Origin of the sequence: Bacillus sp. FSL W7-1354 (assembly GCF_038002405.1) — a bacterium.
GTDB lineage: Bacteria > Bacillota > Bacilli > Bacillales > Bacillaceae > Bacillus > Bacillus paralicheniformis.
This window is the reverse complement of record NZ_JBBOCL010000001.1, coordinates 61,622-84,345: the sequence shown is the minus strand read 5'-3', so window position 1 is coordinate 84,345 and position 22,724 is coordinate 61,622. Positions and strand designations below refer to the sequence as shown.

The following is a 22,724-nucleotide window of genomic DNA, read 5'->3' as shown; positions in this document are numbered from 1 at the left end:
ACTCAGCGAGACATGTTTACTGGTCAGGCAGAGGCACGCGGATGAGCCGGTCATCTGTCTGTTTTTTTTCGCCTCTTCCGTCGCCATTGTTCGTAATGAAATACAGATCATCTCCGATTACTTTTACATCTCTGATTCTGCCGTATCCGCCAAGCCATTTGACCGCTTTGGCTTCCGCAGGATCGACCCGGAAAACCCCCTCTCCCCGCAGCCCGGCCATATAGAGGACATCCCCTTTCTGCGCTAAACCGGATGGGGCCCACGTTTTTTCTCCCGAATGGATGAGCGGCGCTTTCATTCCCCGCTTCTCATCGCTTCCCTCAATCACCGGCCAGCCATAATTGGCTCCGGGTTCAATTTTGTTCACTTCATCATGTCCAGACTGCCCGTGTTCGGAGCTGTAAAGCTGCCGGCCGATCCATGCGAGGCCTTGCGGATTGCGGTGTCCAAAGCTGTATACATAAGACGAGCGAAAAGGCTGATCAGCAGGGACCGCACCATCAAGCTCCATCCTTAAAATCACACCCGCCATCTTTTCAGGCTGCTGGGCCCATTCCCTTTCCCCCGCATCGCCTGTCGTGATGTACAGCTTTTGATCGGGCCCGATCGCCATCCGGCCGCCGTTATGAATCACGCCTCCTGGCAAATCAGCAAGCAGCTCCTCCGTTTCCGTCCAAGTAAGGCGGTCAAGCGTCAATTTTACGATCCGGTTTTTCAGATGGCTCCCGTCTTTGTATGTATGGTAAACGTATGCCTCCTGATTGTTTTTAAAATCAGGATGGAGCACAAATCCGAGCAGCCCGCCTTCCCCTTCTTGATGAACGGGCTTTTTCAGCTGAAGCTGCATGCGCTCCTTTTTGCCTTCGGCAATGGATACGATTCCCCCGTTTCTTTCGGTAATGAAAAAAATCCCGCCAGTGTGAGCGATCGTCCAAGGCACATCCAAGCGCTCTGCGATGACCTCGGCGCCGCTTCCGCCTTCTTTTGTCGCCGCCGCTTCATTTTCAGCATTAAAATCCCGGCCTTCCGAGCATGCACTCAGAAAAAACAGCATGATCAACATCAGGAATCCTTTTTTCATCGTCTCCCCCTTAAAGGATTTTCTTGATGAATACATTCAAGAACACCGGCATAATTCCCTACTTAAACATACAAAAATCTATTAAAAAACACGCCCTTCGCTGAGAAGGCGTGTGTCCGCATTACTGAGAAACCAATTCCCCGATATATTTAGCCGACGGCCTGAAAATCATGTTGTTATCAGCCTGCTCCAGCACATGGGCGCACCAGCCGACCATTCTCGCTGCCGAAAAAGTAGGGGTAAACAATGCGGCATCAAAATCGATCGCCTTCATGACAGCCGCTGCGTAAAATTCGACATTCGTATAAAGCTTGCGCCCCGGTTTGTATTCTTCCAAAAGGCGGATCGCCGTATTTTCAACATGAAGAGCAAGGTCGATATCCCGGTCGCCCCCGGCAATTTCCTCAGCTTTCACCCTTAAAGCCTTCGCTCTCGGATCATGCGTTTTATAGACGCGGTGTCCAAATCCCATCAGTCTCTCGCCTTTTTCAAGCTTCTCTCTTATATAGCTTTCTGCGTGCTGTTTTTCCCCGATGCTTTCCAGCATATCGGTAACCGCTGACGGCGCTCCGCCGTGCAAAGGTCCTTTCATTGTGCCAAGTGCAGATGTGACGGCAGAAACAAGATCGGATTCCGTAGACACCGTAACCCTTGCCGAAAAGGTTGAAGCGTTCATGCCGTGTTCCATCGCAAGAATCATGTACGTTTCGAGCGCTTTTTTCTGAGCTTCTGTCGGGCGCTTTCCTTTCAGCATGTAAAAATAATGTTCCACAAAGCCAAGCTCATCCAGCGGCTGAACAGGCTCTTTGCCATCAGTCAGCCTTTTTCTGAAGGCGATAATCGACGGGGCGGCTGCTATCAGTCTGAGAGCCTGCTCCATTGTCGGCTTGAACGCAAACGATTTATCCCCGAATGAAGAAACGGCCGTGCGAAGAACCGCCATATCGTCTAATTCGGCAGGAAGGCTGCGGATCAATCGCTGGCATGCTTCTGGCAGCACACGGAATGAAGCGAGCATCTCATTGAATTGGCTGAGTTCCGCTTCCGTCGGAAATGACCCGTTGAGTATCAGATAAGCGACTTCTTCAAATGTGGATGTAAGCGCCAGTTCATCAGCATTGTACCCTCTGTAGATCAGCTTTCCCTCTTCACCGTCAATGCGGCTGATGGCTGTTTCAACACAAGTAATCCCTTTTAATCCATGATAAACCATATCAATTCCTCCTTTTTCCTTTGTAAATATCATTATAGTTGATATAATATTTAAAAAATATTGAATTATATTGATGTCTTTGATTAACAAAATTAATCAGGAGGACTGCAATGGATTTTAAATGGCTTCATACCTTTGTTACTGCCGCAAAATACGAAAATTTCAGAAAGACGGCGGAAACCTTATTTATTTCTCAGCCGACCGTCACCGTTCAAATTAAACTGCTTGAGGAAGAACTCGGGTGCCAGCTGTTCACCCGCAAAGGAAGAAGCATTCATTTAACGAAAGAAGGCCGCGCTTACCTTCCTTTCGCCCTTCGCCTGCTGGAAGACTATGAATCGAGCATGGCAGAGCTTCACAGAATCAGACAGGGCTATTCGCAGACATTGAATCTAGCGGTTTCACCGCTTATCGCCGATACGATTCTCCCATTTGTATTAAAAAAATACACAGCGCTGCATCCGAATTCGGAGATCAAAGTAAAGATCGCCGAATCAGCTGAAATCGCTCCCCTGATTTCAGCCGGCCATGCAGATATCGGATTAAGCTGCTTAAACGTGCAATCGTCAAACCTGAACTGCTATTCCATGTACAGCGATCCCGTGATTTTGGTTGCCCCTCATGACGGCCGCGATTCAGAACAAGCGCCGCCGCTCGATGTCGAATATTTGCTTGAAGAATATTTGCTGTTGACCCATAATCACCCCGAATACTGGGACGACCTCGTCAGGCAGCTGAGGATCAAATTTCCGTTTGTCAGAACAATGCTCGTAAGCCAAACGCATATTACGAAACGATTTATTTCAGAAGGACTCGGTATATCATTTTTGCCGCTGTCGACTGTGCGCCGCGAGCTGATGGAAGGAAGATTAATAGAGGTGCCGTGCGATTTCATGAAGCTTCCTGTTGCAGGGGGATATGCAATTAGTCTGAAAGATAATGAGAAGGTCGAACACTTTTTAGCGTTTTTAGCCGAGTTCCGTTTCTAAACGGAAAAAAACCCGTTCATCATGATGAACGGGCTTGTCCCTGCAACATTAGAAGCGTTTTGCTCCAAGATAGCGGGGCTTCCAATAGCTGTTTGTCATATCGCTGATCGTTACGCCGTCAGAACCGGCATGAACGAATTGATTGTTTCCGATGTAAACCCCCATATGCGAAGGTCCCGGCTGATATGTCGTGAAGAATACGAAATCACCTACTGCAGGGCTTGATACGCTCTTCATCGAATTCCAGTAACCGGCTGTGTTCGTTCTCGCCACATTTGTCTGTTTATTGAGGATGTACCAGACAAATCCGCTGCAGTCAAATCCTGATGTAGATGTTCCGCCCCATTTATAAGGCGTTCCGATAAGGGCTTTTGCATCTGAAACAAGCTTTGACGTATTCAGCGCTGAAGAGGTTTGCGCAGGTGCCTTACTTGTTTTGCTTGAAGAAGAAGGCTTTGTCGTTGATGCAGCTTTTACGCTTTTCGTCCCTTTAACTTTTAATACTTGTCCGATCCGGATTAAATCTGTTTTTAAACCATTCAGAGACTTCAGTTCATTGACGGTCATGCCGTATGTCCGAGAAATTTTCCAAAGGCTGTCTCCTTTGACCACTTTATGCGTAGCTGATGAAGCTTGCGACGCTTTTGCAGACGATGAGCTGCTTCCATTGATCGACAACCTCTGCCCTATGTAAATGATATCGGATTTCAGCTTGTTTTCCTGTTTAATCTTGCTGATACTTGTACCGTACTTCTTCGAAAATCCCCATAACGTATCCCCTTTTTTCACCGTTATGGTTTGCGCGGAAGCCGCTCCCGCAAATAAAGTCGAGCCTAAAACAACCGCTGATGCTACTGTTATTACTTGTTTTTTCATGTTGTCCTCCCACTAGCAGAATTCTTTATATTTTTAAAGGCAAAAATTAGCAGTTTCATGATTTTTGAGAACGGCTGCTTCAGCCTTCCTCTGTTTCTATTATAAGGAGGGGTTTCCATCAGGTATAGTCTTGACTTACTAAGTCAAATTCCTTAATTATTCGTTTTTAAAAAAATTTTTTAAGGGTCGATAATATTTCATTTACATTTCAAAAGTAACTTAAATACTACATTTTCGCACTTTCCTGCAGCCAAAATTACAATACTAGAAATAGTGTTAAATACTTTATTTTACATTTTTATTATTAACTCGTAAAACTGCATAGTGACGGACGTCGCTGCGCTTTAAAATAAAAAAAGGCTGCCCGAATGCAGCCTGAAACTTTTTATAAATATCTGCGATGGACAGCCTTTCCATCATAGGAAAACATGACGGGCTTATCTTCGAGCACGGTTTCGACATGCACGCTTCTTCCCCATAGCTGGTGAAGGTAAGGCAGAACTTTTTCAAGATACTTTAAATCGAGTTCGATCCCTTCATACCAATGCTTAATGTATAATTCATTGTTCTTTAAGTAATCTCCATCCTCAACTGTCAAATAAGGAAATCCTCCGTTGACTCTCATGCTGACAAGCTGATCGCGCACAGCCTTCCAATCCTTGTCGATGATTTTATAATCCCTTCCCTGTTTTTGAAACAAGTAGAGATCTTCCCTCATTACAAGATCTTTCGTTAAATAGTTTCTGATAAATGAAATGTCTGATTCGATCTCCCTGACTTCAAATATTTTTTCTCTCCCCGAGTCCGGCTTTACACCCATCTTCTTCATATCTTCTGTCGGGTTGTTGTAGCGCTCCTCTATGTCCTCAAATATTTTCAATCCGAGATAATAAGGATTGATGCCCGTTTTGGACGGCTGAACCACTCCCGCGTTGAGCTTGGCGAATTCGATTGCTTCACTTGATGTCAGATCAAGCTCGCGGATGATTCGCTGATGCCAATAGGACGCCCATCCTTCATTCATGATTTTCGTTTCAAGCTGCGGCCAGAAATACAGCATTTCCTCTCTCATCATCGTTAAGATGTCGCGCTGCCAAGGCTCCAGCTCCCGCGAATGTTCTTCAATGAACAGCAGAATGTCTTTTTCCGGCTTCGGCGGAAACTTTTTTTTCGTCCTTTTCTTCTTCTCTTTCGATCCTTTGTGATCCAGTTCCCAGAGGTCGTCATAAGGAGTGGGCGACGCGTCTGTTTCTTCTTCCTCTTCGTCATCTATGCTCCACGACAGCTTCGGCCTCACGAGCGAAGGGTCAATGTGTTCTTCAATCGCCAGCACCGCATCGAGAAATGCTTCGACTTCTTTTGAGCCGTGGACCGTCTCATAATGTTTAATCCGCTCTGCTGTCGCCGACATGCTTTCAACCATATCGCGCTTCGTATTTTGAAAACGGCAGTTATTTTTAAAGAAATCACAATGAGCCAGAACGTGTGCGACAATCAGCTTATTTTGAATCAATGAATTGCTGTCCAGTAAAAACGCGTAACACGGATTTGAATTAATGACAAGCTCATATATTTTGCTCAAGCCAAAGTCATAGTGAAGCTTCATTTTGTGAAATTGCTTGCCGAAACTCCAATGGCTGTATCTTGTCGGCATCCCGTATGCGCCGAATGTATAAATGATTTCAGCCGGACAAATTTCATATCTCATCGGATAAAAATCCAGGCCGAATCCTTCCGCGATCTCCGTAATTTCTGCTATCGCCCGCTGCAGCTCTTTTTGCTCCCGTATGCTCAATACTCAAATCCCCCCCGGTTGGACTTCTCTTTATTGTATGAGCCGGGATTTGAAAAGATGAAAGGCAGCTGTCGGTTTGACAGCTGCCTCTTTGGTTAGTTCGCTATTTGCATGTCAAGGGATGAAGCAAAGCTCTCATAGCGGATGTTTTCCATCTGAACGCCAAGATTTTGCAATCCTTCAATCACGCTTTTCATAAATGAAAGCGGACCGCATACATAAAATTCGCCATTTGGATCTTTCACGATCGATTTCAAAAGCTCTTCATTCACCCGGCCTTTTACAATATGATCTTCCGTCGCTTCAGCACCCCTGCTGTAGACAAACAGGAGACGGTTCGCCGGATTGGCGCCGAGCAGCTTCTCCGTTTCTTCCTTGAAAGCGTGGTGCTGTTCAGATTTCGCAGCGTGCACGAATGTGATCTCGCGGCTGCTTTCTTTTTGAGCCAATGTTTGCACCATGCTCATGACAGGCGTGATGCCTGATCCGGCGCTGATGAAGTAAACCGGACGATCCGTTCCTTCGGAAAGGGTAAAATCTCCGGCCGGAGCGCTCACTTCCAAGCTGCCCCCGATCACCATGTTCTCATGCAGATAGCTTGATACCCTTCCGACCGGTTGCCCTTCCTCCGCTTCCAGTTTGACTGAAATGCGGTAGTAGTCTTTATTCCAGGCATCTGACAAGCTGTACTGCCTTGTTAAGAAATATGGTTCGCCGGGAATTTTAATGCGGACAGATACGTACTGTCCGGGACTGAAAGCGGGCAAATCCGTTCCATCGGCAGGCTTCAAGTAAAAGGAAGTAATCGTAGCGGATTCGACCCGCTTATCCATGATGACAAACGGTTTAAATCCTTCCCAGTTTCCATCCTGCTTTTTGTCTTCTTCATACATTTGTTTTTCGACTTCAATAAATACGCGGGCGATCTCTTCATAGGCTTCTGCCCATGCCTGGAGAATGTCCTCTGTCGCAGCTTCGCCGAGCACGATTTCAATGGCTTCCAAAAGGTGCTGACCGACAATAGGATAGTGCTCTGGTTTCACATGCAAACTTTTGTGTTTATGTCCGATTTGTTTGACAACCGGCAGCAGGTCTCCGAGCCGGTCGATGTTCTCAGCCGCCTGCAAAACAGTAAAAGCCAAAGCTTTCGGCTGTCCGCCGGTTTGCTGGCGGGACATGTTGAAGATATTTTTCAATTCAGGGTGCGCATTAAACATCCGCTTGTAAAAACAAGTGGTGATCTCTGTTCCCTTTTCTTTTAAAACAGGGGCGGTCGATTTGACAATTTGCATGGTTTTTTCAGATAGCATAACGCTTTCTCCTCTCCAGTCACTTTAAAGATATATTTAAAATACATCTTTAAAGGTGCAATAAGATCTTTTTTTAAATGGGACTGTTACTTTTGATTAAAGATGTATTTTGAATACATCTTTATACTAGACTTTTAATGGAATTAAAGCAATATTTTCAATGAATGTTTTATATTTTTGTAACAATTTCCGCTTCACCCTCATAACCGAAGGCAAATGTGATAAGATAATGGAAACTTGTTTGATTGAGGTAATGCGATGAAATTAACAAATTATACGGATTACTCATTGAGAGTACTGATTTTTCTAGCAACCAAAAACTCAAACGAGCTTGTCAATATAAAAGACATCGCCGAATCTTATTCCATTTCAAAAAACCACCTTATGAAGGTGATTTACGAGCTTGGCAAGCTTGGCTACGTTGAAACGATTCGGGGCCGCAACGGCGGGATTCGTCTCGGAAAAGCGCCTGAACTGATTAATATCGGTGAAGTCATAAGAAATACAGAAGATGATTTTAACCTTGTCGAGTGTTTTAACGGAGAAAAAAACCATTGTATACTTTCTCCGATCTGCGGATTAAAGCATGTTTTAAACAAAGCCCTTTCCGCCTATTTGGACGTATTGGATCAATACACTCTGCAGGATATTATCGTTAATCAGGACCATATACGTAAATTATTGAGTTAACGAAGGAAGCTGCTTCCTTCGTTTTTTTTGTTATAAAGTGAAAATATTCACGTTGATGATCGCATTGGTCACCGGGTGAAAATACACCTCGGCGTGCGCCGAAAATGATTTGCCTTCCTGATTGACGGTTACCCTGAAGACATCTTTTGTCTCTTCATCATTGACTTGAGTGCGCCCTAAATATTCATAATCCTCAAGCTTTGCACCTTCGTATTTTTCTTCAAGGGCGCTCCAGGCGATTCTCTCCCACCGTTCTGGCGCATCGGAAACACCTGCTTGAAAGTGGCTCTTCGCCGGGAATGACAAAAGCGTTAATATGCAAAAAAAGTACGTGCAATATCGTTTTTTCATTTCCATTCGCTCCGCATGTATTGTACATACGTTAGCTTGACCGGAAACGGAGAATGTCATGCAGACATTTTTTCGCGGTATAGCGTATACCATCCTCATATTTCTAGGCCGTCAAACAAGGGAGACCAAGTTTTGCCCGGAGAAAAAAACCCCCCGCCACATAAAATAATCATGACTCCTCAGAAAGAAGGGAGAGTGGCGAAATTGAATTACGCTGACTATGACAAAGCTTTGTATTATACGCACCGCTCGCAGTGGGACAACTTGCTGATCCTGATGGTGCGGACAGAAGACGATTTATTATCAAAGCGGATCGAGCATTTTTTGCACGCCTACAATTTTGAAAGAGATGACGCCATTGTCGAAAAAAGGCTTTATGATCTGCTGCAATACATTGATCACGCCTCATTTTCGGGACAAGAACACGAAAACGGCGTGCTTGTTTTTACGTAAAATAAAATAAGCCTGGCGCTCTAATCAGCGTCAGGCTTTTTGAAATTCGGCAAAGAGCAGAAGCTCTTCCATTACATTTTTGATATTGGCTTTGGCTGCTTCAGTAACCGTATGGTGTTCCTCATCAATATGAATCGGATCGAGCACAAGCTGCTTTGTGATGACGTTCGCATAAACTCCGCGCGCGACAATACGCATATTGGCGAGCGCGTTCATCCCGCCTTTGCCGCCTCCTGCACAAGCAAAAAGCGCCACCGGTTTGCCCGAGAACTGTTCATTGCTTAAAAAATCGAGCGCATTTTTCAAAGCGCCGCTCATACCGCTGTGGTATTCGGGAGATAATAAAACGACAGCGTCTGCTTCTTTGACCGAAGTTTTCAGTTTTTGAACATTCTCCAGCGAGCTCTGCTCTTCATCTCCGTTGAAAATCGGTAGGATGAACTCGCTTAGATCGATAAGCTCGGCCTGATACGTGCGGGCGATATAGGAAGCGGCGATCCGCGTTCTGCCCTGTTTTCTTGCGGTTCCGCTGACTACGGTTATTTTCATTTGATCATCTCCCGTCATTTTGTTGTAGTCCGTGTTTAACTGCAAAGAGCGCGGCTTGCGTGCGATCGGATAAGCCAAGCTTTGACAGCAGATTGGATACATGAGTTTTCACTGTTTTTTCGCTGATAAATAAAGAAGCGGCGATTTCCTTGTTGCTTTTCCCTTTTGTAATTTCCAATAAAACATCTTTTTCTCTTTTTGTCAATTGATGTATTTTTTCTTTCTCATCAGCCTGTGACATATGGTGAAAGACGTGGGACATGATGCTTGGATCCAAGGAATATCTCCCTCCATAAACAGCACGTATCGTCTCGACAAGTTCATCAGGTTCGGCGTCTTTGAGCTGATAGGCAGAGGCTCCAGCCTGGATGGCGGGAATCACATAGCTTTCATCCGCATAGCTTGTCAGCGCTATGATTTTGACAGACGGATATGCCTTTTTTATTCGCTTTGTCGCCTCAATTCCGTCCATTTCAGGCATTGATAAATCCATTAATACGATGTCTGCCTCCCGTCTTCGCAAGACATCGAGCGCCTCAATTCCTGTTGATGCCTCTCCGACAACGTCAAAATCGCTTTTTGTTTTGAAAAAAAATAAGAGGCCTTTTCTGACAATATGATGATCATCGGCAATGATGATTTTCACCTTTTCCATCCTGCCTCCCCCTTCTCATTCAAAGGCAAAACCGCCCGGATTTTCGTCCCCTTACCGATTGCGGAGTCGATCAAAAACGTGCCGCCCGCTTTTTCCGTCCGCTCCTTCATTCCTTTCAGCCCAAGCGTCGGAAGCCCCGCGTCAGGATCGTACTGAAACCCTTTGCCGTCATCTTCGATCTCCAAGACGGCAGACGATTGGAATACATCGATTTTCACTTGTATGCGGCTAGCACTGGCATGCTTTTTGCAATTGTTGAGAGCTTCCTGGCTCAGCCGCCACATCAATTCCTCAGCAGCAGGCGGCAGCCGGAGCACACCGCTGAGCGTGAAGATCACCTGAAGGCCGAGCACTTCCGCATATTTTTCAAGAGCCGCCGCCAACCCTTCTTCAAGGCCTTGGGGCCTCAGCTGCCATATTAACGCCCGCATCTCAAGCAGTGCTTCATGAGAAAGATGTTGCATAAACTCGAGCATTTCCCTGATCTCAGGCTGGTCTGTCATTTCCCCCGCCGCTTTAGCGGTCAAGCTGAGCGAAAAAAGCATTTGATTGACGGAATCATGCAAGTCCTGAGCCAATCTGTTTCTTTCGGTCAGCAGCATGTGTTTTTGCTGTTGTTCAGCAAGCCGCATCCGTTTGATCGCCATCCCGATTTGCAAAGCAACAGCTTCGAGGAGCGCCAGTTCCCCGCGGCTGAAATGAATTTTGTCCGGAGCCGCAACGTTCAGCAAACCGAACCGTTTCTTCTGATCGCTGAGGGGGACGGTTGCATGATGTGTGATGCCTTCCGGATCTCCGGTCTTCTGTCTCATGGCCGTCGTAATTCGCCGGCAATGAATGATATTTTTCGCCCTGTCCAGCTTTCCGTCCCTATATTGTTCAAGACAGTAGCAGCTTCCTTCGCATAATAAACGGTTGTGCCGGTAAGAAAGCGCCTGAGGCAGGCAGACCGAAGCGGCCAGTTCAAAGCGCCCCTTTTCATCGATCAGAAAAAGCCACGCCGTTTTGAGTCCCGTTAAGCTGAGCAGCTTTTTTAAAACAGCATGTAGCGTTTCTTTTAGATGGTTCCCTTCGTTTAAAGCTTCCGCTATTTCTTTGAGCGTTTTCAATTTTTCAAACTGCGTGTCTTCCCGCAAAAAATTCATCCCCTTAACCCGGAGTTTCTTTTATTATATCGATATTTGATAAAAAAAAGGCCACCTCATGAGATGAACTTTTCTAAGACTTTTGACCGAGAAGGGACAAAGCGAATCGTTAAGCTTCTTCCTCCCAAAACAAATCGTCAAGCGTTTTGTCCAGCGCCTTTGCGATCGCGAGGCAAAGGTGCAATGTCGGATTGTATTTATTTTTTTCGATCAGCCCGATCGTCTGTCTTGTCACATTGACCCGCTCGGCAAGCTGGGCTTGTGTCAAAGACTTTTCGACCCGGGCGAGTTTGACCCGGTTAACCATATGCTCACCCGCCGTTTTCAATTAATCATCTAATAGATCTTGATTTTTCCGAAAGGATTTGCGCAACGAGATAAAGTTGATCAGAAAATGAAAAAATACAAACAACATCACCATCATAATAAAGTCAAACCAACTGCCGGGGTGTTTTGGTATGCCGGTAAAAATAAGCACTAAAATGGCAAATATGATGCCGGAAGCGAGGCTGAGAGCCGTGATCTCTTTTCTTTTTTTCCTGTACGCCGCTTGACCTGCAATCTCCGGATATTCAAACCCCGACAAAAGATAGCGGAACAATATCCAGCCTGCATAGACTGCAAAACCGATGGCACTGACGATGTATTCGGATGCCGGTCTCCCTAAAATGAGGCCCCGGATGATCATATCCAAAAATAAGATAGCAGCGACAATCGTACCGGCTTCGCTAAAAAATTGCGTCATTTTCTTTTCTACGTATTCATCCCCGGTTTTAATCCATTTCATGTCAGCCATTTTCCCCTTTCATATGCAATTTATATCTAACTTATTGTTAAATATATATTACATTATTTATGGCCGCTTATCAATAAAAATTGAAAACCCGCCGTGTAGCAAGGCGGGTTTTCAGCGATTATCAATTTGAAGTCGCTTTTACAATATCATCGATTTTTTTCATCACTTCATCTGTCAATTGATGGAGAAGCGCTTCACTGTCTTCATTGGTTGGGCCTTTGACTGCGAAATAAAATTTCACTTTAGGCTCTGTGCCAGATGGACGGAGGCAGAACCATGAGCCGTCTTCAAGGAAATATTTCAAAACATTGGATGTCGGAAGATCGATCGTTTCTGTTTTGTTTTCCTTCAGCAGCGTCCGCTCCCCTGTCAAATAGTCTTCTGCGGATACAACGTCTTTTCCGGCGATGGAAAGAGGCGGCTGTTCTCTGAATGTGCTGAGGATGGCTGCGATTTGCTCCGCTCCCTCTTTTCCTTTTAAGGTCAGGGACTTCAAGCCTTCTCTATAGAAGCCGAACAATTGATACAATTCGAGGAGCCCATCATACAGCGATTTTCCCTGCTTTTTATAGAAGGCGCATACCTCAACCGCAAGCAGTGCTGCCTGGACGGCATCCTTGTCTCTTGCGAAATCGCCGATCAAGTAACCGTAGCTCTCCTCATAACCGAATTGGAAAGCATATTCGCCCGATGCTTCAAATTGTTTGATTTTTTCTCCGATGAATTTAAAGCCGGTCAGCGTGTCGATCGTGTCAAGTCCGAAAGAAGCGGCAATGTCGCGCCCCATTTCGCTCGTCACAATCGTTTTTAGAACGACTCCGTTATCAGGCAGCGTGCCTTTCTGCTGTTTTTGCGATAGCAGATAATGCAAAAGCAGCGCGCCGGTTTGATTTCCTGTCAGCACCGCGTAACGGCCTTCTTGATCCTTTACAGCAACGCCGAGGCGGTCCGCGTCGGGATCGGTTCCGATCAGAATATCGGCTCCTTTTTCTTCTCCGAGCCTGATCGCATATTCAAAAGCGGCGTGCTCTTCCGGATTAGGAGAAGACACGGTCGAAAAGTCAGGATCAGGCAGCTCCTGTTCCGGAACGACTGTGACATGCTCATACCCGAGAGCTTTCAAGCCGCGTCTCACGGATTTATTTGCCGTGCCGTGCAGCGGGGTGAAAATGACTTTGACTTCAGTTTCCTTTGCCAGATCAGGATTGACAGAAATCGATGTCAGTTTATCGAGATACGCTTGATCGATTTCCTCGCCGATTATTTGGATCAACCCTTTTTCGGTTAAGGCAGCTTCATCACCTGCTTCGATTTCCAATTCGTTTTCAATCGCATTGACATAGCCGATGAGTTTGTCGGCATCAGCAGGCGGAAGCTGCGCGCCGTCCTCTCCGTAGACTTTATAGCCGTTGTATTCAGGCGGGTTATGGCTCGCCGTGATGACAATACCTGCAAACGCATTCAGTTCTCTTACCGCAAAGGAAAGTTCAGGTGTCGGGCGTAGTTCGTCAAACACGTACGTTTGAACGCCGTTTTCCGCGAGCGTTTTAGCAGCTTCCATTGCAAATTCAGGCGACTTGTGGCGGGAATCGTACGCGATCACAACGCCGCGCTTTTTTGCTTCTTTGCCGTTCGCTCCTATGTATGCGGCAAGGCCCGCCGATGCTTTGCGAACCGTATAAACGTTCATGCGATTCGGACCGGGTCCGATCTCTCCGCGCATGCCGGCTGTACCAAACTCAAGTTTTTTATAAAAGCAATCCTCTAGTTCTTTTTCATTTCCTTCAGCTTCCAAAAGAAGCGATTTTAATTCGGAATCTAAGTTTTCTTTGTTTTTCCAGCGTTCATAGCTCGTTCTCCAGCTCATGATTACCTCCAATGTTCTAGCTAAGTAATTGCAGCTTTTCTTTTATCATATCGACAAACAGCCGCTTTGTCCAAATTTAGCATGCCGAACGAAAAAAATGAGGCTGCCTGATCAAGACAGCCTCACGTTAGGCCATTCGGTTGATTTTTAACGAAATTCCATCAAGGGCATTTGACCCGATACATCATCTGCTTTCCAGCGGGACAACAGCGTCGTGAAGAAGTCCTTCCAATGCCTGGACATGCCGGGCCTTCGTTTCGCCATCCCAGTTCAGCTTCTCGCTCATGTAGTCGGTAAGGCTGTCTTTGTAAGTGCGGACCCAATTGATATCAAAGAACAGCGCACCCGTTCTGCGGACGAAGAAATCTGCCGGGACGGCAGCCATTTCTTCCTCGATCCCGTAATCCATTTCTGCCAGTACATGGACAGGAATGCGGCGTTCTGCTGCTTCATCTTTCAGGGATGGGACACGATCAAACAGGCGGTCTGCGTTTGAACCGTATCGTGCGGCGATCTGTTTTGCCGTCTCTTCGGACAGTCCGGCTTTGATCCCTTCGGCTGCTTTCACTTGAATAAAATCCTCCAGATTTTTGGAGCCGCCGATATGGCCGCCTGAGATCGGCATCGTTTTTGTTCTGCAAGGACCGAAGTCTCTGCCGCCCTCTTCTTTTAATCGGTCTCTGACAAGATCGACGATATGCTCAGCCATTTTTCTGTAGCCGGTCAGCTTTCCACCGGCAATCGTGATCAGTCCGGATTCAGAAGTCCAGATCTCATCTTTCCGGGAAATCTCGGACGGGTCTTTTCCTTCTTCATGAATCAGCGGTCTGAGCCCCGCCCAGCTTGATTCGACATCTTCGGCCTTGATTCCCAGTTCAGGGAACATATAGTTGATTGCATTAATGACATAATCCCTGTCTGCAGTCGTCATTCGAGGATGTTCCAGATCCTCGTTGTAGACGGTGTCCGTTGTGCCGACATATGCCTTTCCGTCTCTCGGAATCGCGAACACCATGCGGCCGTCGGGCGTATCAAAATAAACGGCTTGTTTTAAAGGAAAGACCGATTGATCAAAAACAAGATGCACGCCTTTTGTATGCTGAAGGTGTTTGCCTTCTTTTGAATGGTCTTTTTCCCGCAGACGGTCAACCCACGGACCCGCGGCATTCACGATTTTTTTCGCGTGGACACGGTACGTTTTTTTCGTGAAGACGTCTTCAATGACCACGCCGGTGACCTTGCCGTTTTCATAAATAAAATCGCTTACTTTCGCATAATTGACGGCCTCGGCTCCGAATTTAACCGCTTCTTTCATGACTTCGATCGTCAACCTGGCGTCATCCGTCCGGTATTCGACATAATAGCCGCCGCCTTTCAGGCCGTTCTTTTTCACAAGCGGCTCTTTTTGAAGCGTTTCCTCGGCATTCAGCATGCTCCTCCGCTCAGCTTTTTTGACACCTGCTAAAAAGTCGTACACTCGCAGCCCGATTGAAGTGCTGAATTTGCCGAAAGTGCCTCCCTTATGCATCGGAAGCAGCATCCATTCAGGCGTTGTCACGTGCGGACCGTTTTCATAGACGATCGCCCGCTCTTTGCCGACCTCGGCTACCATTTTCACTTCAAATTGCTTTAAATAGCGAAGTCCGCCGTGTACGAGTTTCGTGGAGCGGCTTGACGTTCCGGCCGCAAAGTCCTGCATTTCGCAAAGCGCCGTTTTCATTCCGCGCGATGCGGCGTCCAATGCCGTCCCTGCGCCTGTAATACCTCCGCCGATAATAAACACGTCATACTTCTGCTTCGTCATATTCTGTAAAATATCGTCCCGTTTGCGGCTTGAAAATAATGATTCCATGTTCATGTCCTCCCTTGTTGTCACGGTAAAAAAATAGAAAAAGAGACCACAAACATCCAAAGCGCTGATACTGCTTTGGTGCCTGCGGTCTCTCCTCTTCTCCAACCGTTTCTATTAACTTAATTAGATTGTAACATACATGCGGCTTATTTAAAAGCCCTAGCTGCATTTACAGCTTTCTTCCACCCGCTGTACAGACTCTCACGCTCTTTTTCTTCCATTTTCGGTTCAAAACGTTTGTCAAGCTGCCACTGGTCTTTGATCTCGGAACGATCACTCCAGAACCCGACGGCAAGACCCGCTAAATAGGCTGAACCGAGCGCGGTTGTTTCATTGATTTCAGGACGTTCTACAGGGACATCCAAAATGTCGCCCTGAAAATCCATCAGGAAGTTGTTTTTGACAGCTCCGCCGTCGACTCTCAGCGTTTTCACCGAGATCCCGGAGTCTTCCATCATTGCGTCAAGAACGTCTTTCGTTTGATAGGCAAGCGCTTCAAGCGTTGCTCTAACAAAATGCTCTTTCGTCGTACCCCTGGTCAGTCCGAATACAGCGCCGCGGACATCGCTGTCCCAATAAGGCGTGCCTAAACCTACAAATGCAGGAACCACATAAACACCATCGGCAGATTCTGCTCTTACAGCGTATTTTTCACTTTCTTTGGCGTCCTTAAACATTCTCAGCCCATCACGGAGCCATTGAATAGCGGAACCAGCGACGAAGACGCTGCCTTCCAGCGCATATTCCACCTTTCCGTCGATGCCCCAAGCGATTGTCGTCAGCAGGCCGTGCTCTGATTTGATCGCTTTCTCGCCGGTGTTCATCAGCATAAAGCAGCCTGTTCCATACGTGTTCTTAACCATTCCCTCTTCAAAGCAAGCCTGCCCGAACAATGCTGCCTGCTGGTCGCCGGCTGCACCTGCAATCGGAATGTTTTTGCCGAAGAAATGATAATCGACCGTTTCAGCGTATACATGCGATGAAGGCTTGACTTCAGGAAGCATCGATTTCGGTACGCCGAGAATATCGAGAAGTTCATCATCCCATTTGAGGTCATAGATGTTGAACATCAGTGTTCTTGAGGCGTTTGAATAATCTGTCACATGCGCTTTTCCGCCGGACATTTTCCAGATCAGCCAAGAATCGATCGTACCGAAGAGAAGGTCGCCGTTTTCCGCTTTCTCCCGTGCCCCTTCCACATGATCCAAAATCCATTTCACCTTCGTGCCTGAAAAATAAGGATCGATTAAAAGGCCTGTTTTTTCTCTGATCGTTTCTTCATAGCCTTGTTCTCTCAATTCCTGACATATTTCCGCCGATTGGCGGGACTGCCACACAATCGCATTGTAGACCGGTTTACCGGTATGTTTATCCCAAACAACGGTCGTTTCCCGCTGGTTGGTGATCCCGATTCCGGCAATTTGCGCGGCTTCGATTCCCGATTCTGAAAGCGCAGAAGCGATCACCGACAGAACGGAGCCCCAGATTTCATTTGCATTGTGTTCAACCCAGCCGGGGTTTGGAAAATATTGCTGAAATTCTTTTTGCGCAATATGGACGATTTCGCCTGCTTTGTTGAAAACAATCGCCCTTGTGCTTGTGGTGCCTTGATCAAGAGACAAAATGTATTTTTCCATTTTTGGAAACTCCCCCTTATATGTCTGTTAAGATTTGCGTTTTTTTTTAAATGTTGACCGATTGATCAACCGATTGTTTTTTCATATGAATATAGAAACCTAACAATATCACAACTAGTATAACGCTTACAATCCAAAATGTGTTGGTGATGTGCCCTTTGAATGCGGCGTTGTAAAAAACGCCTGCAAATGAACCGCCGAGCGCCGGTCCTAAAACAGGAATCCACGCGTACTTCCAATTTGAACTTCCTTTGCCTGCAATCGGAAGGACAAAGTGGGCGATTCTCGGCCCCAAATCGCGGGCAGGGTTAATCGCATAGCCTGTTGTTCCGCCGAGCGAGAGCCCGATCGCCACGATCAGAAATCCGACAACGAGCGGATTCAGTCCGTCAGTAAACTTGTTTGCACCGATCGCTAAAAGTCCGAGAACGAGAACAAAAGTCCCCAATGTTTCACTGAACAGGTTTGCAAATGTATTTGGAATCGCCGGCCCTGTCGAAAATACTCCCAGCTTCGCGCCTTGATCTTCGGTTTCTTTCCAGTGCGGCAAGTAGTGAAGAAAAACGAGCACCGCTCCTAAAAATGCGCCGATCATCTGTCCCAAAATATAGGAAGGCACTTCTTTCCAAGGAAAATCTCCGACAAATGCCAGCCCCAATGTAACGGCGGGATTTAAATGCGCTCCGCTGATGCCGCCGACGGCATATACCGCCATGGCCACGCCAAGCCCCCAGCCGAAGACGATCACAATCCATCCGGATTGATGGGACAGCGATTTTTTCAAATTAACTCCTGCACAAACTCCAGCTCCAAAGACGATGAGCAGCATCGTTCCGATAACTTCCCCCCAAAATGCTGTCAAGGCTATCCCTCCTAAAATCTATTATGAAGTGTTATTCTAAGATGAACACCATGGGTTCACCTTCTTCACTGTGTCTAAAAGACCATAAAAAAACACAGCAAACTTTCTTTACATCATACTGAGTAAAGAACTGCTGTGGTCTCCGGGTCTCCGTCACAATGTATTAACTTAGTAAGATCGTATCGTATAGTGAAAGCGTTGTCAATAATTTTTCACATTTTAAATTTTTACTTCCAGTATTTTTTCCATAGATCAGTGTCTGAGGTGGTGACTGCGGATGCCCCTGCTGCAAGCGCCTGCTCGACGTCTTTTTCGGTACGGATAAACCCGCCCGCAAAGATCGGAATGCCGGTTATTTCTTTGACTTCCTTGATCAGTTCCGGCACCACTCCGGGAAGCACTTCTATATAGTCGGGTCTGTGCTTTTTCACCAATTCAATACTCTTCTTCATGGCGCTTGTGTCTATTAAAAACATGCGTTGGATCGCATACACTTTCTTCTGCTTTGCTTTTGCGATAACGCTTGATCTTGTAGAGAGAATGCCCGCCGGCTTCATTTCCTGGCAAATGAATTCCGCACCGTATTCATCATGCTTAATTCCTTGGATCAGATCGACGTGCACAAACATTTTTTTCCCATGGGATCTGGCCGCGCTGATGACGCCTCCCAGCTGTCCAAGGTGGATGTCAAGCAGGACCCCGTATGAAAACGGGCTGTCCAGGAATGTATCAAACTGCTTCATATTACGTACCGCAGGTAAAATTTGTTGATCGTGAAAACTCATGTTCCATCTCCTTCACTTGCTATCTTGCTTCTGTATTACACTAATGGAATTTCCGCCTCATTGCAATCCTTTATAAACAGAAGCCTCTCACAGTGCCCGGGCAAATCATTTTACATTTACCTTCAGTCATGTCCATAATTTAACACAACCAACTCGAATGGGGGAATTTTTTATGAAAGCGATCATCCATGAAGGAATCAAGGGCCTTTCGGGACTGAAATATACAGACGTTTCCGACAAAAAGCCCGGTCCGGGTGAAGTCAAAATCAGACTGAAAGCGGCCGGGCTGAACCACCGTGACTTGTTCCTTTTTCAATCCAGGGAGGCGGGTGATGCCCCATTTATACCCGGCTCCGACGGAGCTGGCACGATCGAAGAGACAGGCGAAGGCGTTCAGGGCCTCGCCGTTCATACAGAGGTGATCATCAATCCGAGCATCGGCTGGGAATATACGGATTCTGTTCCGCAAGTACCCGACATTCTCGGCGGCCCATCTGACGGAACCTTCGCAGACCATGTCATCGTCCCGGCGAAGCACGTGTTGAAAAAACCGGCGCACCTTTCCTGGGAGGAAGCAGGCGTCCTGCCTTTATCCGCTCTGACCGCTTACAGGGCTTTATTTACGAAAGGACATTTAAAAAAAGGCGAACACATCTTAATACCGGGAGTCGGCGGAGGCGTCGCCACAAACGCAGTGCTCATGGCAAAGGCAGCAGGCGCGCGGGTGACTGTAACCTCCCGAAGCGAAGAAAAAAGAAAAGAAGCGCTCCGCTATGGGGCGGATCTCGCAATTGAAAGCCGCGGTCTGTGGAAAGAAAGCTTGGGCGGGGAACGGGTTGATTTAATCCTCGACAGCATCGGTCCGGCAACTTTTGCGAATTATTTCGATGTCATCAAGCCGAACGGAAGGATCATCAATTTCGGCGCCAGCTCGGGAGACAGCATCCAGCTTCCGCTGCGCTCGCTCTTTTTCCCGCAGATCAGCATCATCGGCACTTCGATGGGCAGCCTCGAAGAATTTCGGCAAATGATTGATTTTATCGAACGCCATTCCCTTAAGCCGGTGCTTGATCAAGTGTTTCCTTTATCAGAAGCGGTTGCAGCCTTTAAACGGATGAAAGACGGGGAACAGTTTGGAAATATCGCATTGCAAATAGGCGGGTAACCTCTGGGGAACGGCGGCTTGCCAGTCCTCAGCCGCCGTTTTTTGGTTTTGACCGAAAAAAGAGGTCAGCCCCATAATGAAAGCAGCCACAGCACGACCGGAAGGGTGACGATGCTGAGCATTGTACTGATAAACGTCGCGCTTGAAACGATTTCCGGCTTTGTTTCAAACTGCACCGCCATCAAAGTCGTATTCGCCGCTGTCGGCATGGCCGCCGCCAACACCATGATCTGTTTAACCAGCCCGTCGACGGGAAGAATCAGCGCAAACCCCAAGGCAATGAGCGGAGACACGAATAGTTTCAGCAAAAGCGAGTAAGAAATTTTCCGGTATTCGATATGTTGAAAGGAAATCACCGCAAGCTGCATGCCGAGAATAATCATAATCGTCGGAATCGCGGCGTCCCCCACCAATTTAATTCCCGTCATTAACTGTTCGGGAATCGAAATATGCCCCAGCTGAAAGCATATGCCGAGCAGGGCACCGTATGCGACCGGCATCCGGATAACCCTTGTCATCACAATTTTAAATCCGCCCGCTTCAGGGCTTCCTTTCGCTGCATAATATATGCCGATCGTGCTCATGACAAGCTGCTGAAGCACCATCAGCACAACGGCGATATCAAGCCCGGCCGTGCCGTAGACAAGCAGGACGACGGGAGTGCCGTAGTTTCCGTTATTCATGAAAGCGGATGATAAAACGAGAGCGCATCGCTCCTGATTGGAATACCCGTGAACATATGAAATGAGGTAGACAAATAGAATCAAAATGAAACAGAGGCCGAGACAATAGACAGACATATAGATATAATCCATCGTCAGCTTGTTCTCATAAAACGTATCAAACGCTAAAAACGGAGACATTAAATACAGGGACATTTTAGATAGGTTCTGAATATCAAAATGAAGCAGCTTTTGTCCGATGAACCCGATCGCAAATATCCCGAAAACCGGCAGTAAAACAAGCACAAACTCCATGATGCACCTTCTTTTTATGTATAACCGTTCTCATTAATACTATCAATCATATAGAAAATTCCGTTTGTTTTCAACGGTGTTTCCAGCCCGTTTGCAGTAAAAGAGATCCCGCATACCCGGCCCTACTTGGCTAGGTATGCGGCAATCTTCTTCATGTACTGGGATGCGGCTGTAAGGAGAACTTGTTCACTCACATTCCGTTTCCCCTGAAACAGACAAACGATTTTGCGGGCCTCCCGTACATGTCGGATGATGACTTTCTGGCGGTTCTTTGATCTTGGCAGTGCTCAAGCAATGGGCATGTTTCAGGATTTTTATATGACCGGCAGCCTTTCGGTCTTGCTGGTTTAGGCGAATGCAACTGTCTTTTTCACTGTCCTTTCAAAGGGCATCATTTTTTCTGCCGCGGGCAAATAAAAACCGCAGACAAAAGAAGACATACATTGTCTCTACTGCCTGCGGGGAGTTGCGGATGTCCGTCTATTCCGATTTTAATAGGTGCGATAAGCATTGGTTAAGGAAGGACACGAATTCTTCCACAGGCTGAATGAGCCATGAGCTTTTCCTTGTGTATCACATTCTGCTGTCTCATTGTCATGCTGTTCAGCCTCCGTTGCTTTTTTCTTACTTTGAAGTACACCCGCCTAATCCCATTTCATCATCATCTTTTTCCAAAAACGGACGGCATTTGTATGTTTGCCCTTTGTTTATGATACCCGCTTCATTTCTTTTCTGGAGCGGTCTTTCTTGTGGTATCCAATAAAATAAATGAGACCGACGAACACGGATCCGCCAATGACATTGCCGATAAAAGCCGGAATGATGTTTCCGATAAACTGCCCCCATGTGAACGAGCCTGCAAAAATGGCTGCGGGAATCACAAACATGTTGGCGACAACGTGCTGAAATCCGATTGCGACAAAAGCCATAATTGGGAACCAGATGCCAAGGATCTTCCCTGCTCCGTCTTGTGCGCCGAAAGAAAGCCATACCGCAAGACATACAAGCCAGTTACAGCCGATGCCGGAAATGAGAACCTTGCCGAAGCTCATATCGAGTTTCCCTTGTGCAACGGCGATCGTTTTTTCTAAATAAGGGCCTGTTTCAGTCAATCCAACCAAATGTCCGAAAAAGTAAGCAACAAACAGTGCCCCGATTAAGTTCATAATCGTAACGATTCCCCAGTTAACCGCCAATTGTTTCAGTGATATTTTTCTTGAAAATAAAGCCATCGCAACGGACATCATATTCCCTGTGATCAATTCAGCGCCAGCGAGCACCACAAGGATCAGACCGACAGGAAATACGGCAGCTCCGATCAGACTGGACAGGCTTCCCCATTCTTTCGGCAGGTCGCCGATTACCCTGATATCAAGCAAGTACCCAAGCGCGATAAATGCGCCGCCTAAAAACCCCAATACAAGCAGAGACGGCAGCGGGAGCTGTATTTTTTTCATTCCTGCTTCAATTGCCGCATCCGCTATTTCATCCGGTTTTCGAAAAGCCATACTAAAACCTCCATTATTTCTTCTTTTCTCACAGTTATGGCAGAAAGACAATAAAAAAAGGCAGCACTCAAATAACCTGTGTCAACCAGGCGTTTGAATGCTGCCTAACTTGTATGCATACCCATACAACAAAATCAAGCAGAATTAAGATATCGAAAGAGAATATAT

The 22,724-nt window shown here is 46.7% G+C and carries 22 protein-coding genes; 4 read left to right on the top strand and 18 right to left on the bottom strand.

The genetic code is table 11. The features are described 5' to 3' along the window. Positions 1–16: 16 nt before the first annotated feature. Positions 17–1,081, bottom strand: a complete 1,065-nt coding sequence (locus MKZ04_RS00490; RefSeq protein ID WP_341045029.1) for a PQQ-dependent sugar dehydrogenase — start codon at positions 1,079–1,081, stop codon at positions 17–19. 121 nt (positions 1,082–1,202) lie between these two features. Continuing rightward, on the bottom strand, positions 1,203–2,294 hold the full coding sequence (locus tag MKZ04_RS00485) for a citrate synthase/methylcitrate synthase (protein WP_341045028.1): 1,092 nt from the start codon (positions 2,292–2,294) through the stop codon (positions 1,203–1,205). A gap of 110 nt (positions 2,295–2,404) precedes the next feature. On the opposite strand from MKZ04_RS00485, the gene MKZ04_RS00480 reads away from it, so the two are divergent. Then, positions 2,405–3,283, top strand: coding sequence for a LysR family transcriptional regulator (locus MKZ04_RS00480; RefSeq protein ID WP_341045026.1), 879 nt, complete (start codon positions 2,405–2,407; stop codon positions 3,281–3,283). A gap of 48 nt (positions 3,284–3,331) precedes the next feature. Here the strand turns inward: MKZ04_RS00480 and MKZ04_RS00475 are convergent, their stop codons facing one another. The 3 genes from MKZ04_RS00475 to hmpA all read right to left on the bottom strand — a co-directional run bounded on the left by MKZ04_RS00475 (position 3,332) and on the right by hmpA (position 7,264). Further along, complete coding sequence (locus tag MKZ04_RS00475; RefSeq protein WP_025811807.1) at positions 3,332–4,159, bottom strand: C40 family peptidase; 828 nt, start codon at positions 4,157–4,159, stop codon at positions 3,332–3,334. Positions 4,160–4,544: 385 nt separating this feature from the next. Continuing rightward, positions 4,545–5,954 (bottom strand): SpoVR family protein, encoded by a 1,410-nt coding sequence (locus MKZ04_RS00470; protein WP_025811808.1) that lies wholly within the window; start codon positions 5,952–5,954, stop codon positions 4,545–4,547. 95 nt (positions 5,955–6,049) lie between these two features. Next, complete coding sequence (gene hmpA / locus MKZ04_RS00465; protein ID WP_095289877.1) at positions 6,050–7,264, bottom strand: NO-inducible flavohemoprotein; 1,215 nt, start codon at positions 7,262–7,264, stop codon at positions 6,050–6,052. Positions 7,265–7,522: 258 nt separating this feature from the next. Between hmpA and nsrR the strand changes: the two genes are divergently transcribed. Then, the gene (nsrR, locus tag MKZ04_RS00460) at positions 7,523–7,954 is read left to right on the top strand and encodes a nitric oxide-sensing transcriptional repressor NsrR (RefSeq protein ID WP_023856512.1); all 432 of its coding nucleotides are present in this window, start codon (positions 7,523–7,525) and stop codon (positions 7,952–7,954) included. 30 nt (positions 7,955–7,984) lie between these two features. Here the strand turns inward: nsrR and MKZ04_RS00455 are convergent, their stop codons facing one another. Beyond that, a complete protein-coding gene (locus tag MKZ04_RS00455; protein ID WP_306453675.1) occupies positions 7,985–8,311 on the bottom strand; it encodes a YqzG/YhdC family protein in 327 nt (108 codons plus the stop codon). A 198-nt stretch (positions 8,312–8,509) separates the two neighbouring features. Between MKZ04_RS00455 and MKZ04_RS00450 the strand changes: the two genes are divergently transcribed. Continuing rightward, a complete protein-coding gene (locus tag MKZ04_RS00450) occupies positions 8,510–8,758 on the top strand; it encodes a YhdB family protein (protein ID WP_023856510.1) in 249 nt (82 codons plus the stop codon). 30 nt (positions 8,759–8,788) lie between these two features. On the opposite strand, the gene MKZ04_RS00445 is transcribed toward MKZ04_RS00450, so the two are convergent. From MKZ04_RS00445 to MKZ04_RS00400, 10 genes are all read right to left on the bottom strand, one after another. After that, positions 8,789–9,307: an NADPH-dependent FMN reductase gene (locus MKZ04_RS00445; RefSeq protein ID WP_025811812.1), complete on the bottom strand. Its 519-nt coding sequence runs from the start codon at positions 9,305–9,307 to the stop codon at positions 8,789–8,791. Between the two features lie 4 nt (positions 9,308–9,311). Next, on the bottom strand, positions 9,312–9,962 hold the full coding sequence (locus MKZ04_RS00440) for a response regulator (RefSeq protein ID WP_031305082.1): 651 nt from the start codon (positions 9,960–9,962) through the stop codon (positions 9,312–9,314). Beyond that, the gene (locus tag MKZ04_RS00435) at positions 9,950–11,098 is read right to left on the bottom strand and encodes a GAF domain-containing sensor histidine kinase (protein ID WP_341045025.1); all 1,149 of its coding nucleotides are present in this window, start codon (positions 11,096–11,098) and stop codon (positions 9,950–9,952) included. Before MKZ04_RS00435 ends, MKZ04_RS00440 begins: the two co-directional genes overlap by 13 nt. 118 nt (positions 11,099–11,216) lie before the next feature. Continuing rightward, a complete protein-coding gene (locus MKZ04_RS00430) occupies positions 11,217–11,414 on the bottom strand; it encodes a helix-turn-helix transcriptional regulator (protein ID WP_026579993.1) in 198 nt (65 codons plus the stop codon). 21 nt (positions 11,415–11,435) lie between these two features. After that, positions 11,436–11,894, bottom strand: coding sequence for a DUF6773 family protein (locus tag MKZ04_RS00425; RefSeq protein ID WP_025811820.1), 459 nt, complete (start codon positions 11,892–11,894; stop codon positions 11,436–11,438). A gap of 130 nt (positions 11,895–12,024) precedes the next feature. After that, on the bottom strand, positions 12,025–13,770 hold the full coding sequence (locus tag MKZ04_RS00420) for a phospho-sugar mutase (RefSeq protein ID WP_341045021.1): 1,746 nt from the start codon (positions 13,768–13,770) through the stop codon (positions 12,025–12,027). Between the two features lie 184 nt (positions 13,771–13,954). Further along, positions 13,955–15,622, bottom strand: a complete 1,668-nt coding sequence (gene glpD, locus MKZ04_RS00415; RefSeq protein WP_095289875.1) for a glycerol-3-phosphate dehydrogenase — start codon at positions 15,620–15,622, stop codon at positions 13,955–13,957. 146 nt (positions 15,623–15,768) lie between these two features. Then, complete coding sequence (gene glpK / locus MKZ04_RS00410) at positions 15,769–17,259, bottom strand: glycerol kinase GlpK (protein WP_025811824.1); 1,491 nt, start codon at positions 17,257–17,259, stop codon at positions 15,769–15,771. A 46-nt stretch (positions 17,260–17,305) separates the two neighbouring features. Continuing rightward, positions 17,306–18,121, bottom strand: a complete 816-nt coding sequence (locus MKZ04_RS00405) for an MIP/aquaporin family protein (protein WP_020450709.1) — start codon at positions 18,119–18,121, stop codon at positions 17,306–17,308. Between the two features lie 227 nt (positions 18,122–18,348). Beyond that, entirely contained in the window at positions 18,349–18,906 is a 558-nt protein-coding gene (locus MKZ04_RS00400; protein ID WP_026579996.1) for a glycerol-3-phosphate responsive antiterminator, read from the bottom strand. 172 nt (positions 18,907–19,078) lie between these two features. Between MKZ04_RS00400 and MKZ04_RS00395 the strand changes: the two genes are divergently transcribed. Beyond that, positions 19,079–20,071, top strand: coding sequence for a quinone oxidoreductase family protein (locus MKZ04_RS00395; protein WP_146874432.1), 993 nt, complete (start codon positions 19,079–19,081; stop codon positions 20,069–20,071). 65 nt (positions 20,072–20,136) lie between these two features. Here the strand turns inward: MKZ04_RS00395 and MKZ04_RS00390 are convergent, their stop codons facing one another. Then, a complete protein-coding gene (locus MKZ04_RS00390) occupies positions 20,137–21,048 on the bottom strand; it encodes an AEC family transporter (protein ID WP_020450706.1) in 912 nt (303 codons plus the stop codon). Between the two features lie 707 nt (positions 21,049–21,755). Beyond that, positions 21,756–22,556 (bottom strand): formate/nitrite transporter family protein, encoded by an 801-nt coding sequence (locus MKZ04_RS00385; RefSeq protein WP_224066885.1) that lies wholly within the window; start codon positions 22,554–22,556, stop codon positions 21,756–21,758. Positions 22,557–22,724: the final 168 nt, after the last annotated feature.